Below are 13,142 nucleotides of genomic sequence, written 5' to 3' on the forward strand. Positions count from 1 at the left end.
CTCGTGAGCGGTCCCTGCCGGGATCCGCTCACTTTACGGTATACCTACTTTTTCAGCTTATAGGCAACCACATAGTCACCGATGGTCGTGCCGATGGAGCCGTGACCGCCGGCTACCTGGACCACCATCTGCTCGCCCTTGCTGTTGAGGTAGGTCATTGGCGTGGCCTGGCCGCCGGCCGGCAGGCGGGCCCGCCAGATTTCCTTGCCGGTGGCGAGATCGTAGCCGCGGATAAAGTTATCCACGGACGCCGCCATGAAGACCACACCGCCATCGGTAATCACCGGACCACCAATCCCGGGCATGCCCATCGGGATCGGCAGATGCAGCGGCGTCATGTCATAGATCGTACCGTTCTTGTGCTTCCAGGTGATTTTCCCGGTCTGCAGGTCGGTACCGGCCACATAGCCCCAGGGCGGCTGCTGGCAGGGCACGCCCAACGGCGACAGGAACGGCTTCATGTTCACCGCATAAGGGGCGCCGGCGTTTTCGTTCAGGCCCGCCTCGCCCTTGTTGGCGTTGCTCAGGTCCGCATTCTCCTTGGGCACCAGCGTTGAGGTGAACGCCAGGTAAAGCGGCATGCCGAACATGACCTGACGCTTGGGATCGACCGCAATACTGCCCCAGTTGAAGACGCCGAAGTTGCCCGGGAACACGATGGTGCCCTGCTCGGACGGCGGCGTGTACTGGCCTTCATAACGGAGTGACTTGAAGTCGATACGACAGATCATCTGGTCGATCGGCGTGGCCCCCCACATGTCCGCTTCGGTCAGCGTCGGCGGACGGAAAGTCAGTCCGGAAATCGGCTGCGTGGGCGAGGCATGATCGCCTTCGATGGTCCCTTGCGGCGCCTCCTGTTCGGAGATCGGCACGATGGGTTCGCCGGTCTTGCGGTTCAGGACATAGACGTCGCCCTGCTTGGTCGGAACCACCAGCGCCGGTTGCACGCCGTCGTCCGTTTTCAGGTCAAGCAGCGCAGGCTGGGCCGGCGTGTCCATGTCCCACAGATCGTGATGGACGAACTGCTGTACCCAGGCCACCTTGCCGGTTTCCAGGCTGAGCGCCACCACGGAAGCCGCATACTTTTCCTCCTCGGGCGTGCGGTACATGCCCAACTGGTCCGGCGTCCGGTTGCCAATCGGGAAGTAGATCAGCCCCAGATCCTCATCGGCACTGGCCACGGACCAGCTGTTGGGCGAACTCGTGGTGTAGGTTTCGCCTTCGCCGATCGGCGCGGTGTCATCCGGGTTGCCGGAGTCCCAGTTCCACTTCAGCTCGCCGGTTTTCACGTCATAGGCGCGAATGACACCGGACGGTGAATTCACCGCATAGTTATCGTTCACCGAGCCGGCCACGACAACAACCCCATTGGCGACGACGGGGGGCGAGGTGGAGTAGTAGAAACCATCCTGCTTGTACGGCATGTTGTGCATCAGATCCAGCACGCCGTCATCCGCGAAGTTGCTGCAACGGGCGCCCGTGGCCGGATCGATGGCCAGCAGGCGGGCGTCGGAGGTCGGCAGGAAAAGCTCCGCGTCGCACTGCTTGCTTTGGAAGCTTTCAGCCGGCTCACTGGAGACTTTCACATCGATGGCATCCGGATCGCCGCTGGCCGGCGGCAGGTAGGACACGCCCCGGCAGGTCTGGTGCTGGCGCATGCTTTCCGGCGGCACCTTGGCGTCATAGACCCACTGCTTCTCGCCGGTATCGGCGTTCAGGGCGACCAGCCAGTTGTGAGGCGTGCAGATATAGAGGGTGTTGCCGACTTTCAGTGGGGTTGCCTCATAGGTGGTCTCGCCCACGTCCTGGGGACCTTTGATATCCCCCGTCTCGTACTGCCAGGCCTGCTCCAGATTCTTCACGTTATCCGGCGTGATCTGGCCCAGCGGTGAGAAGCGCTGCCCCATGTTGCTGCGGCCATAGGCGTGCCAGCTGCCGTCCGGGGTCTTGCCGATGTTGGCGTCCTTCATCACCACGTCGGTGTTCAGGTTGCCATCGATACGATGCTGGTCCACCGCCATGCTGGAGACGGTGATCAGGCCAACAATGCCCCAGACCGGCAGTAAGACCATGACACCACTTTTGCCATCCCCACGGGCGGGAAACAGCAGCGGAATGGCCAGGATCAGGAACAGCCCCAGACGCGAGGCCAGCGGCCACCAGTCGTAACCGGACTCCCACAGCGCCCAGACGGCGGTGACGACCAGGAAAATGGCATAGAGGACCTGGGCCTGGCGGCGACGCTTGCGCGTCATCAGGCCCACGACGAGCAGGACAATCCCGGCCAGTGCGTAATACCAGCTCCCGCCCAGCGTAATCAGCCAGACGCCGCCGCCCAACAGCACCAGGCCGAGCAGCAGGAAGATGAGCGACAATATGATCATTCGTTCAGTCCCTTGTGATGAGGATATTCACTTTTAGCGTAGGCGTATGGCAGCAAAATTAAAGGATTTTTCCGGAGAATCCGGTTCTTTCCCGCTTGTTGAAGCCATCGAACGTTAAAAGCATGCGAGAGAAACCGACGTGTTGCCGGTCGACTGGTGGTCTGAACACCCACCAGAGGTGGCACAGGAAGGATACGGCAGGACGGACAATCGAGCCGATCTGTTAGTGTGCTAACAAAATTATCCCCGATTAAAGGAATGTCATGCCATAGCGACCACTACGGATTGCGCACTCACAGGTCAACCGGCGGTAGCGAATGGATCCAGGAAGAGAAAAAAGACAGGCGCTCAGGCCTCCAGCGCGCGGGGCATTGCAAAAAACACGGTATTCCGGCCCTGGCCCTTGGCCGAATAGAGCGCAGAATCCGCCTGCATCAGCATATCGTTGAACGACGTATGACGCTCCTCCCGGTGCACGCCACCAATGCTGGCCGACAGGTTAACAGGCTCATCGGCAATTACCCGACCTCGCTGGAAAACCCGTTCCCGGAGGCGTTCGGAGATACAACGGGCCTGCTCCTCCGTGGTCCCGGGCAGGGCCACCGCGAATTCCTCGCCACCAATACGGCCGACAATGTCGTCTTCCCGGAGCTCCTCGCGAAGGAGACGGGCCATAAACCGGAGAAGGTCATCGCCCACGCCATGTCCCCAGCGATCGTTGATCTGCTTGAAATGGTCCAGATCGATCATGAGCACCGTAAACGGCGCTCCGGCCTGTACGGCGTCACGGAAAGCGTGAGTGCCCCGGGAATAGAACGCCCTTCGATTGCAGAGCCCGGTCAGGGCATCGCTTTCAGCCAGGATGCGCAGTTGGTGCTCAGAGCGGAAGAAAGCCAGTAGCGGGAAGGTCAATGCCGTGCAATTCGCCAACAGGATGTGGCTGACCAGGATGGCTTCCAGAACCGGTGAACTGGCCAGGGGCATGCGATGCCACCCGGCATGAAATACCGTCACGACCTCCACCGCCATCAGGGCGCCGTGGGTCAGGAAGAAAAGCTGGAGCGCCCGGACAGGCAACGCACTGGCCGGCTGGATACGGCGAGTCAGACGAAAAGCCGCGATGAAAATCACCGCGGTATAGGCGGCCGTCATCAGCCTGGGGATCTGGGGATTGTCCCGATAAATCGCGAGCAACGGGACGAAGACCAGCAAGCCGAAAAACAGGCTTCGAAGGGATCGCGAGGCCGCCCGCCCCTCGACAAACTGCAGCATGCCGCACAGCACAAACAGCGGCCCCAGAACCAGCAACGTATAGGCAATCACGACGGTCAGCCACGGCCAGGGAAGGAACGCGACGGCGCCAGCCGCCAGACAGCCCGCGGCAAACACCAGGCACGACAGGCTCCAGAAGCAGAAACACAACTGCTCCCGGCGCAGCCTGTAAAGGGCCCCCATAAACACACCAATCAGGACATTGATGCCCACGGTGAGGACCAGTAACGTCGTCAAATCCAGTTTGATCACCGACTCATTGTCACCCACTTAAACAAGCGTTCAATGTAGCCTAACACTACGTGCGAACAATGCATTTTTGATTTTGTGTGCAACGGGTAAGGGAATGTTTCCGGGCCTGTTCGCTTTTTTCAGGAACAGAAGCTCGTGCTTCTGTTCCTGTCACCTTTGGCTCAATCCGGCTTTGCCATGGGCAACGGCTGCAACATGCTCACCCGATTGCCTTCCGTATCCCGGAACGAGACGTAGGCGCCGACGCCGGGAATCGCCATCGGCTCACCCAACACCTCGCCGCCGGCCTGCCGGACCTTGTCGGCGGCCAGCTGGATATCCGATACCGCAATCACGACGGACGGATACTGGTCCGGCCGATCCGGGCAACGCGGAAAGAAGCCGCCATTGATGCGCCCCGGCTCCTTGGGCCCGCAGTGGTCAGTTTCCGCCGTGGTGGCCAGCGTGTAGTTGCCCATCTCCTCACCGAGCATTTCCGTCTGCCAGCCAAAGGCCGCGGCATAAAAATCGGCCATCCGCCGCCGATCGTCATAGGGCATTTCAAAGTGAACAACAGGGTCCATCGTCGTGTCCTCCCATTTTGACCCAGGAAAACCACTGGCCTCACCGGTCAGCGGTTTCTCTCTGGTCGAATGGCCACGCGACCAATCGACAGGACTTCACACTTGATCCGGGTCAATGTCGCCGGGTGATGGAAACCGCTGACTTTTTAAGGATTTTCAGATTCATGGCCGATATCAGCCTCCCGCCATGCATTAGCCTTTAGGCGAATAGGCCTTGCATTAGAGGTCGGCGCATTCGACGATTGGCCTCTTTCCGGGTTACCCGTAACAGCCTCTCTAGTTAACTGATTTACTGAACTATTTCTCCGGCAATGTTGATCCGGAATTCTGGCACTGAGTCGTCCCCAACCGGCGGCTGCCCCAAATCATCCAAACAACGAATATCAGGAACCAACGATGAGCGCGATATTGCTACTTGTCCTGGGTCTGGGTGGAATGGCTTTGGGCTATTTCCTCTACTCCCGCTTTATTGCCAAAGTGATCTACAAGGTTGATGAGAACTTCCGGACGCCGGCCAATGAATACGAGGACGGCGTGGACTTTGTGCCCACCAACAAGTTTGTCCTTTGGGGACACCATTTCACCTCCGTGGCCGGTGCCGCCCCGATCGTCGGGCCGGCCATTGCCGTCATCTGGGGCTGGTTGCCAGCCTTCCTCTGGGTCACCATCGGTACCATCTTCTTCGCCGGTGTCCACGACTTCGGCGCCATCTGGGCCAGTGTGCGCAATAAGGCCAAATCCGTCGGTACCCTGACCGGCGAGGTGGTCGGCAAACGCGCCCGGTCGGTCTTCACGATCGTGATCTTCCTGGTTCTGCTGATGGTCAACGCCGTGTTCGGCGTGGTCATCGCCAAGCTGCTGATCAACAACCCGGGGTCCGTGGTTCCGGTCTGGGGCGCCATCGCCGTGGCGCTGGTGATCGGGCAGTTGATCTACCGGGCCAAGATGAGCCTGCCGATCGTGTCCATTCTTGGTGTGGCCGCGCTCTACTTCCTGATCTACATCGGCCCGTCCGTGCCGGTCAGCCTGCCCGAGCACATGATTGGCCTGTCCGACAACGCGGCCTGGATCCTCATCCTGTTTGCCTACGCTGCGGTGGCGTCTCTGCTGCCCGTCTGGGTTCTGCTGCAACCGCGTGACTACATCAATGGGCTGCAGCTGTTCGTCGGACTGATTGCACTCTACGCAGCGGTCCTGATTGCCAGCCCGGAAGTCGTCGCGCCCATGATCAACTTCGGCGCTCCGGAGGGCACGCCCTCGATGATTCCATTACTCTTCGTGACGATCGCCTGTGGCGCCATATCCGGCTTCCATGGCCTGGTGGCCTCGGGCACCACCTCCAAACAACTGCGCCGTGAGCCGGATGCCCGCTTCGTCGGCTACTTCGGCGCCACTGGCGAAGGCGCGTTGGCCCTGGCGGCCATTATCGCGGCAACGGCCGGGTTCTCCTCGCTGTCCGAATGGCAGTCCGTCTATACGTCCTTCGGTCAGGGCGGCGTACTGGCGTTCGTCAACGGGGGTGCGACCATCCTGAGCCAGGGCACCGGCCTGGATGCCAACGTCGCCAGCACCATGCTGACGGTCATGGCCGCGCTGTTCGCCGGCACCACCATGGACACCGGCCTGCGCCTGCAGCGCTACATCTTCCAGGAATGGGGTGAAATCTATAACGCCAAGTGGATGACCAAACCGGCACCCGCAACGCTGCTGTCTGTTGGCACCTGCCTGCTGCTGGCCTTCGGCGCCGGTGGCGCGGACGGCTCCGGCGGTCTGCTGATCTGGCCGCTGTTCGGCACCACCAACCAGCTGCTGGCCGGCCTGACCCTGCTGGTGATCACCGTGATGCTGGTGCGCCGCGGTGCCCCGACCCGCTACACGCTGATCCCGCTGGTCTTCCTGCTGGCCATGACCCTGTTTGCTCTGGTGCTGCAGCTCAAGGGCTTCTACGCCAGCGGCCAGTGGTTCCTGCTGGGCCTGGACGTGGTTGTGCTGGTCGCGGCCATACTGGTTACACTGGAATGCGTAGCGTCCCTGCGCCGCGTCAAACAGGAGCGCGCGCAGACCGAAGCGTCGTGATCCGGACGCCGGCCCTGCCCGGCCAGGAAGCCTTTCAGGGTATGGCAAAGGCTCCAGAACGTCGGTTGGGCTGACGCAGGAAGCCCAACAATAAGCGGGCATATGAAGCTCCCGTTATCACGGACGTGGTTGGAGCAGGGGCTCTCAAAAACCGGCTTGGCGACCCATGGGCTGGATGAAATGGGTCGCCAACCCGGCTTGTTGGGCTTCCTGCGTCAGCCCAACCTACGACGCTGGCCGTCGATGGTGAGGCTTTTGCAACACCGCCTGTCCTTCGGAGGACATCATGAAACAGACCCTTTCCCGCCTGAAGTATTGGTACCAACGCGCCAGCGCCGCCGGTGCCGAGTATTACAACGCGCCCTATCGCGCCGCCATCGCCCGGGCCCAACGGGACGAGGACGACCTGTTCATGCTGCTGGTCTTCGGCGAGATGATGGGCATTCCCAACCCGGCGAGCTGGTACACGCTGGAACTCCAGCCCCTGCTGCTGGAGCGCTTCCACGACTGGCACAAACGCATGGGGATGGAACGTTCCCCGCTGGACAACATGCGCTGTTGCTGAGGCACACATGCTGAATATTTCCGAACTGATGGCCGGCAAACGGCTGCTGATGGTGGGCGGCAAAGGCGGCGTCGGCAAGACGACGGTATCGGCTGCCATTGCAGTCGCCGCAGCCGATGCGGGCCGTCGGGTACTGCTGGTGTCCACCGACCCGGCCCACAGTCTGGCCGACGCCTTCAATCGCCCGATCGGTGACCAACCCACCCGGCTCTGGCCCAACCTCACCGCGCTGGAGCTGGATCCGGACACCGAAGTGGACGCCTACCTGGAGCGCGTATTCAGCCAGATGCGTCGCTATGTCGGCCCGGACCAGGTGAACGAGCTCCAGCGACAGCTGCGTCTGAGCAGCCAGTCCCCCGGCGCCCAGGAAGCGGCCCTGCTGGAGCGCATGTCACGGCTGATCGAGGACAGTGAATCGGAATACGATCTGTTGATTTTCGACACCGCTCCGACCGGTCATACCCTACGACTGTTGAGCTTGCCAGAAGTCATGGCGGCCTGGACCGACGGCCTGCTCAAGCACAACAAGCGCTCGGAAAAACTGGGCAAGGCGCTCGCGCACCTGACGCCGGGACGCAGTGTCGACAATCCCCTGAAGGATCCCACCGACAACGCGACCGAAGGCATGGATCCACGCAGCCGCGAGCTGACCGAGACCCTGCTGGCCCGCCAGCGACTGTTCCAGCGCACCCGGCGTCAGCTGACGGATGCCGAGCACACCGCCTTCCTGTTTGTGCTGACCCCGGAACGACTGCCGATCCTGGAAACCGAGCGGGCGGTCGCCTCCCTGCGTGACGCCGACGTGCCGGTTGCCGGAGCGATCATCAACCGGCTGCTACCGGAGGTGGACGACACGTCCTTCTGGGCCACCCGGCGGGAACGCCAGCAGCGTCATCTGGAAGACATCGATCAGCGTCTTGGCCAACTGGCCCAGCTGCGCATTCCCCTGTTCGAGGATGACATCGAGGGGCTGGAGGCACTTCAGGTGCTGGCCCAACACCTCACCCGCACATCACTATAAAAAACGCCCCGGGCCGATGAACCCGGGGCGTTTTCGTCTCGGCAAGCCGTGATTAATTCCCGTTGCAGGCTCCAGCCATTGCCGGCATTTGCCGGGCCGCCATCCGCGAACGCCAACGCAGGAAGAGGTTGTTCGCGATCAGCGCACTGATCACCAGGGCCGCGCCCAGCACTTCATGCAGACCGAACGCCTTGCCCTGCGCGATCCCGATGGTAAACGCCGTGACCGGTACGAAATTGATAAACAGCACCCCATTGACCGGCCCCACCATGCGGATCCCCGTATTCCAGCTCAGCACCGCCACCAGGCCCCCCATAACGATCAGATAGGCGAAGGTGGTGTGCAGGTCGACCATCTCGCTCCAGGTCGGTACCTGGATGGAACCCGCTTCCGTCAAACCCAGTGCGATGGCCGCCAGCGTGATCGAGCCCAGGGCGCAGGTCAGCGCGGTATAACGGACTGGCGACCACTGCGGAAACAGACCGCCCCCCATCGTGTAGCTCACCCAACAGGTGGCACCGGCCAGGAACAAGAGATCCCACTGGGCTTCGCCGCCGCCGAACGCCTTGGACGGATCGCCACCGGTGATCACGAGGAACACGCCGCTAAAGGCCAGCACGACCATGGCAAGGGTAAACGGCGCCGGGCGCTCGCCTTTCAGAAGCCAGGAAAGCAACACCGTAATCATCGGCATCAGCGCCATGATCACCGCACCGTGCTCCGGCTCGGCATGCTCAAGTCCGGTAAACGCCAGCAGGTTGAAGCCGGCGAAGCCCAGCGAACCCAACAGGAACAGCTTGAGCAGATGCCCTTCCGTACGCCAGGACCGGTGACCCTCCACCAGCCCGACGATCAACAGCAGGATCACCGCGACGCTCGCGTAGCGGATCAGCGTCATATAGAAAGGATCCATGACGGCCAAAGCCGGTTTGGCCACCGGGAACATGCCGCCCCAGGACATGGCGGCGGTCAGCAATAGGCCGACAGCCAGGATTGATCGTTGCATCAGTGCTCCCCCTTTGAATCTGTGGCCACCGAGTCAGTGGCCACCGTGAACCGCGAAGAAGCACGATAACCCTTTCGTGATTAAAGATAATCGGGCTAAATAGAAAACCATTATTTCTAAAAAGAGCCTAATGACATGTCGATGCACAGCCTGGAAAACATGGCGGTGTTCGCCGCGGTTGTGGAACAGGGCAGCTTTTCCGCCGCGGCGGATTGGCTGGGCCTGTCCACCCCGGTGGTCAGCAAGCGGGTCTCGGCGCTGGAGAAAGAGCTGGCTGCCCGCCTGCTGCATCGCACCACCCGCAAACTGAGCCTGACCGAGGCCGGCTCGGTGTTCTACCGGCATTGCGCCCGGATCGTTTCCGAAGCCCGCGAGGCCGGTGACGCGGTGGCCCACCTGAACGACGCGCCGCGCGGCTTACTGCGGGTCACCGCACCGATCAATTTCGGCACCTATCAACTGGCCGATGCCCTGCCCGGATTCCTGGCGCGCTATCCGGAAATCGAGGTGGAAATGGAAATGAGCGACCGCCAGGCCGACCTGGCTGCGGAAGGCTTCGACCTGGCCATCCGGTTGACCAGCCAACCGCCGGAGAACCTGGCCGCCCGTCACCTGACCGCGTCCCGCCGCACCGCCTGCGCGTCGCCCGAATACTGGGCGCGGCACGGCAAGCCAGTCGTGCCCAGCGACCTGACCCACCACAACTGCATCATCTACAGCCCCAACCCCAACTTTAACCGCTGGTACTTCAACGGACCGGGCGGGCTGGAGACCATTTCCGTCAACGGCAATTTCCGGGTCAACAACACCCAGGCGATGGTGGCGGCAGCCCTGGGCGGAGTGGGCGTGCTGATGCTGACGTCCTTCACCGTCGACCGGTATATCCGGACCGGAGCACTCGAACCGGTCCTGACGGACTACACCTCCCCCGAGACCGATGTCTACGCCCTGTACCTGCCAACGCGGCACCTGTCGACCAAGGCACGGGTGTTCATCGATTTCCTGGTGGAGCGGTATCAGGGCGCCTGAGACCGGCCAAGCTCCCGATGATCCAGGCCGGCGGACGTCAGGGCCTCGCGGATCCAGTCGACGAACAGACGGGTGCGCACCGGCAGGCGCCGGGCATGGGGATACACCACACTGACGGGTCTCGGCGGCTGCTCAAAATCAGCCAGGAGGATTCGCAGGCGCCCTTCCCGAACGTGATGGGCCACCTGATAGGACAGGAACATGCCAAAGCCGAGTCCCGACAGGCAGGCCCCGATGGCCGGAGCAATCTGGTTGCAGTCGAAATTGCCCGTCACAGACACCGTGAAAACATGCTCGCCTTCGCGGAAGGTCCAGGGCGTCCAGCGGCTGAGCACATGAACCGCATTGCCCCGCAGCAGATCCCGCGGGTGGGACGGGATGCCCTGCTTCTCCAGAAAGGCGGGCGCGGCCACCACCACGCGTCGAACCTCACCAACGCGATGGGCGATCAGCGTCGAGTCGGGCAAATGACCGATGCGCACCCCCACATCCACCTGATCTTCCAGCAGATCGATGTTGCGATCATTCAGTGACAACTGGCATCGCACCTGATCGTAGCGCTGCAAGAAGCCGGTCACCGCCGGCGCCACGTAATACTGGCCAAACAGAACCGGAGCCGTGACCCGCAACTGCCCGCTGGGCGTCGCCTGTTCCGCGGCCAGCGACGACTCCGCCTCGTCGATGCTGGACAGGATGGCCTGGCAATGCTCGAGGTAGTGCCCACCCTCGCGGGTCAGCGAAATCTTCCGGGTGGTGCGATTGAACAGTCGCACGCCCAGCTCACCCTCCAGCTCCGCCAGCCGCCGAACCACCGACGGCAGCGAGCTGCCCAGACGGCGGGCCGCTCCGGTGAGGCTGCCGGCCCGGGCGATTTCCACAAAGGTGTGCATGGCTTTGAGCTTGTCCATAAGCGCAGATTATTCCATTTCCCGGAGTAGTTAAATCAACTTAACGGCATTTATTGCGCTTTACGAAAAGCCAATACTGAGCGTGCCTTATCACCCATTCGCAAAAGGAGCCCCTTATGCCTGCCCCCGACCAGCCCATACGTTTCCATCAACATCCGCTGTCCGGACACTGTCACCGGGTCGCCCTGTTCCTCAACCTGCTGGACCTGCCCTATGACACCGTCGAAGTGGACCTGCTGAAGGGCGAGCAAAAGACCGAACCGTTCCTGGCACTCAACCCCTTCGCCCAGGTGCCGGTGATCGAGGACGGCAGCGTCGTACTGCCGGATTCCAACGCCATCCTGGTTTACCTGGCCAAGCGCTACGACACCGAAGGCTGGCTGCCGGAAGCACCGGAAGCGGCTGCCCGGGTGCAACGCTGGCTGTCCGTGGCCGCCGGCCAGTTGGTCAATGGGCCCGCGATCGCCCGGGTCAGCAACGTTTTTGGTCGAAAGGTGGATCTCGATCAGTGTGCTGCCATCGCCAATCGGTTGTTCACCCTCATGGAGAGCGAGCTAACCGGACGTGAGTGGCTGGCCGGAGACCGCCCAACCCTGGCCGATGTGGCCCTTTACAGCTACACCGCCCACGCGCCGGAAGGCGGGATTTCACTGGAACCTTACCCGAATATCCGGGCCTGGCTTGGGCGGATCGAGGCGTTACCCGGTTTCATTCCCATGCCGCGCACGGCAGTCGGACTGCAAGCGGCCGTTTCAGGATAAAAGGAGGCGCGTCATGTCCGATGTCACCCCATCCGCTTTTCATCACGGGGAGCAAACGGCCCAGGAGCGGGTCGGCGTGCGCGACAAGATGGCGCCCATCGGTCAGCGGGTTTTCCGGGATTTCATGCCGGATCAACACCGTGAGCTGTTTACCCGCCTGCCCTATCTGGTCGCCGGTACAGTGGATGATCGCGGCCAGCCCTGGGCCAGCCTGCTGTTCGGCGGCCCGGGATTCATCACCTCTCCAGACGCTCGCCACTTGCGCGTCAATGCCCGACCAACAAGCGGCGATCCGCTGACGGATGGTCTGATCGCCGGCGCCCCCGTCGGGCTGCTCGGCATCGAGCTGGAAACCCGCCGGCGCAACCGGGCCAACGGACGCCTCTCAACGTTGGACGACACGGGCTTCAGCGTGGCCATCGAGCAGAGCTTCGGGAACTGCCCGAAATACATCCAGGCCCGAAGGCCTGATCCGGCACCGCCGCGACCGACCAGCCTGAGTGCGCCGCAACGCCGTCAGGCTTCCGCTCTGGATGAGACGACCGCAGCCATCGTTCGTCGGGCCGATACGCTGTTTATCGCCTCGGCCCATCCGGCCTCTGCCGGCCCCCAGGCCGCGAATCAGGGCGTGGATGTGTCCCATCGCGGTGGGCCGCCCGGCTTCGTTCACGTGGCGGATAATGGCCAGCGTCTGATCCTGCCGGACTACGTGGGCAACTTCTTCTTCAATACACTGGGCAACCTGCTGCTGAATCCCCGGGCCGGGCTGGTCTTCCCCGATTTCGAAACCGGCGATCTGCTCTTTGTGGCCACCGACGCCCACGTCGATTGGGCGCCGGTTAACGATGAGCGGTTTCCGGGAGCCCAGCGGCTCGTGCAGTTGGCGGTCCGCGAGATCATCCATCTGGAAGCGGCCATGCCATGGTCCTGGCACGCACCGGAGCCGTCGCCCTATTTGCCGAGCATGCCCAGATACTGACGCAGGACGACCGCATTATTGTGGTCGGGATTGGCGGCGCTGTAGACAAGGGTCATCGGGTGATTCCGGGCCCGCTGGGCTAACGGGCGCAGGGTTTCCCGGTGGGCTTTGAGTTCGGCCAGGTAGGCCCGCCGGAACGCGGACCAGTCCATGTCGCCGGCGTGATAGGCCTTGCGCAGTGCATTGGATGGCGCGCTGTCCTTGAGCCATTCCCGCACCTGCAACCGCTCTTTGCTGATGCCCCTGGGCCAGAGCCGATCCACCAGAATCCGTTCGCCATCGTCCGGCTCAACCGGGTCGTAAGCGCGCTTCAGGGCTATGGCCAT

12 protein-coding genes are annotated in these 13,142 nt (G+C 62.2%); 6 read left to right on the top strand and 6 right to left on the bottom strand.

All coding sequences use genetic code 11. From position 1 onward, the window contains the following. Window positions 1–44 precede the first annotated feature (44 nt). The 3 genes from EB809_RS08220 to EB809_RS08230 form a co-directional block, all read right to left on the bottom strand. Window positions 45–2,384: a glucose/quinate/shikimate family membrane-bound PQQ-dependent dehydrogenase gene (locus tag EB809_RS08220; RefSeq protein ID WP_123634329.1), complete on the bottom strand. Its 2,340-nt coding sequence runs from the start codon at window positions 2,382–2,384 to the stop codon at window positions 45–47. Window positions 2,385–2,732: 348 nt separating this feature from the next. After that, window positions 2,733–3,908, bottom strand: a complete 1,176-nt coding sequence (locus EB809_RS08225) for a sensor domain-containing diguanylate cyclase (RefSeq protein ID WP_123634330.1) — start codon at window positions 3,906–3,908, stop codon at window positions 2,733–2,735. Window positions 3,909–4,069: 161 nt separating this feature from the next. Continuing rightward, complete coding sequence (locus tag EB809_RS08230; RefSeq protein WP_123634331.1) at window positions 4,070–4,471, bottom strand: VOC family protein; 402 nt, start codon at window positions 4,469–4,471, stop codon at window positions 4,070–4,072. 396 nt (window positions 4,472–4,867) lie between these two features. Between EB809_RS08230 and EB809_RS08235 the strand changes: the two genes are divergently transcribed. The 3 genes from EB809_RS08235 (at window position 4,868) to EB809_RS08245 (ending at window position 8,133) form a co-directional block, all read left to right on the top strand. After that, entirely contained in the window at window positions 4,868–6,547 is a 1,680-nt protein-coding gene (locus EB809_RS08235; protein WP_123634332.1) for a carbon starvation protein A, read from the top strand. A 286-nt stretch (window positions 6,548–6,833) separates the two neighbouring features. Continuing rightward, window positions 6,834–7,112: a cory-CC-star protein gene (locus EB809_RS08240; RefSeq protein WP_190294854.1), complete on the top strand. Its 279-nt coding sequence runs from the start codon at window positions 6,834–6,836 to the stop codon at window positions 7,110–7,112. 7 nt (window positions 7,113–7,119) lie between these two features. Beyond that, window positions 7,120–8,133 carry an ArsA family ATPase gene (locus EB809_RS08245; RefSeq protein ID WP_123634333.1) on the top strand — a complete coding sequence of 338 codons (1,014 nt, stop codon included), beginning with the start codon at window positions 7,120–7,122 and terminating at the stop codon, window positions 8,131–8,133. A 52-nt stretch (window positions 8,134–8,185) separates the two neighbouring features. On the opposite strand, the gene EB809_RS08250 is transcribed toward EB809_RS08245, so the two are convergent. Next, window positions 8,186–9,139 (bottom strand): DMT family transporter, encoded by a 954-nt coding sequence (locus tag EB809_RS08250; protein ID WP_123634334.1) that lies wholly within the window; start codon window positions 9,137–9,139, stop codon window positions 8,186–8,188. A 135-nt stretch (window positions 9,140–9,274) separates the two neighbouring features. Here EB809_RS08250 and EB809_RS08255 point away from each other — a divergent pair, with 135 nt between their 5' ends. Beyond that, window positions 9,275–10,168 (top strand): LysR family transcriptional regulator, encoded by an 894-nt coding sequence (locus tag EB809_RS08255; RefSeq protein ID WP_223807876.1) that lies wholly within the window; start codon window positions 9,275–9,277, stop codon window positions 10,166–10,168. Here EB809_RS08255 and EB809_RS08260 read toward each other — a convergent pair. Next, window positions 10,156–11,076, bottom strand: a complete 921-nt coding sequence (locus EB809_RS08260; protein WP_123634335.1) for a LysR family transcriptional regulator — start codon at window positions 11,074–11,076, stop codon at window positions 10,156–10,158. The genes EB809_RS08255 and EB809_RS08260 overlap by 13 nt on opposite strands. A 116-nt stretch (window positions 11,077–11,192) precedes the next feature. Here EB809_RS08260 and EB809_RS08265 point away from each other — a divergent pair, with 116 nt between their 5' ends. Together EB809_RS08265 and EB809_RS08270 are read left to right on the top strand one after the other, a co-directional pair. After that, the gene (locus EB809_RS08265; protein WP_123634336.1) at window positions 11,193–11,837 is read left to right on the top strand and encodes a glutathione S-transferase family protein; all 645 of its coding nucleotides are present in this window, start codon (window positions 11,193–11,195) and stop codon (window positions 11,835–11,837) included. Window positions 11,838–11,850: 13 nt separating this feature from the next. Continuing rightward, window positions 11,851–12,816 (top strand): pyridoxamine 5'-phosphate oxidase family protein, encoded by a 966-nt coding sequence (locus EB809_RS08270; protein WP_123634337.1) that lies wholly within the window; start codon window positions 11,851–11,853, stop codon window positions 12,814–12,816. Here EB809_RS08270 and EB809_RS08275 read toward each other — a convergent pair. Beyond that, window positions 12,789–13,142: a DUF488 domain-containing protein gene (locus EB809_RS08275; protein WP_123634338.1), complete on the bottom strand. Its 354-nt coding sequence runs from the start codon at window positions 13,140–13,142 to the stop codon at window positions 12,789–12,791. The two genes, EB809_RS08270 and EB809_RS08275, sit on opposite strands and share 28 nt — an antisense overlap.

The sequence above is a fragment of the Marinobacter sp. R17 genome (assembly GCF_003789045.1).
In the GTDB taxonomy this organism is placed as follows: domain Bacteria; phylum Pseudomonadota; class Gammaproteobacteria; order Pseudomonadales; family Oleiphilaceae; genus Marinobacter_A; species Marinobacter_A mangrovi.

Excerpts from the sequence above, each read along its gene's own strand:
- EB809_RS08220 (WP_123634329.1), bottom strand. The coding sequence starts at position 2,384 with ATGATCATATTGTCGCTCATCTTCCTGCTGCTCGGCCTGGTGCTGTTG.
- EB809_RS08230 (WP_123634331.1), bottom strand. The coding sequence starts at position 4,471 with ATGGACCCTGTTGTTCACTTTGAAATGCCCTATGACGATCGGCGGCGG.
- EB809_RS08235 (WP_123634332.1), top strand. The coding sequence starts at position 4,868 with ATGAGCGCGATATTGCTACTTGTCCTGGGTCTGGGTGGAATGGCTTTG.
- EB809_RS08240 (WP_190294854.1), top strand. The coding sequence starts at position 6,834 with ATGAAACAGACCCTTTCCCGCCTGAAGTATTGGTACCAACGCGCCAGC.
- EB809_RS08245 (WP_123634333.1), top strand. The coding sequence starts at position 7,120 with ATGCTGAATATTTCCGAACTGATGGCCGGCAAACGGCTGCTGATGGTG.
- EB809_RS08250 (WP_123634334.1), bottom strand. The coding sequence starts at position 9,139 with ATGCAACGATCAATCCTGGCTGTCGGCCTATTGCTGACCGCCGCCATG.
- EB809_RS08255 (WP_223807876.1), top strand. The coding sequence starts at position 9,275 with ATGTCGATGCACAGCCTGGAAAACATGGCGGTGTTCGCCGCGGTTGTG.
- EB809_RS08260 (WP_123634335.1), bottom strand. The coding sequence starts at position 11,076 with ATGGACAAGCTCAAAGCCATGCACACCTTTGTGGAAATCGCCCGGGCC.
- EB809_RS08265 (WP_123634336.1), top strand. The coding sequence starts at position 11,193 with ATGCCTGCCCCCGACCAGCCCATACGTTTCCATCAACATCCGCTGTCC.
- EB809_RS08270 (WP_123634337.1), top strand. The coding sequence starts at position 11,851 with ATGTCCGATGTCACCCCATCCGCTTTTCATCACGGGGAGCAAACGGCC.
- EB809_RS08275 (WP_123634338.1), bottom strand. The coding sequence starts at position 13,142 with ATGGCCATAGCCCTGAAGCGCGCTTACGACCCGGTTGAGCCGGACGAT.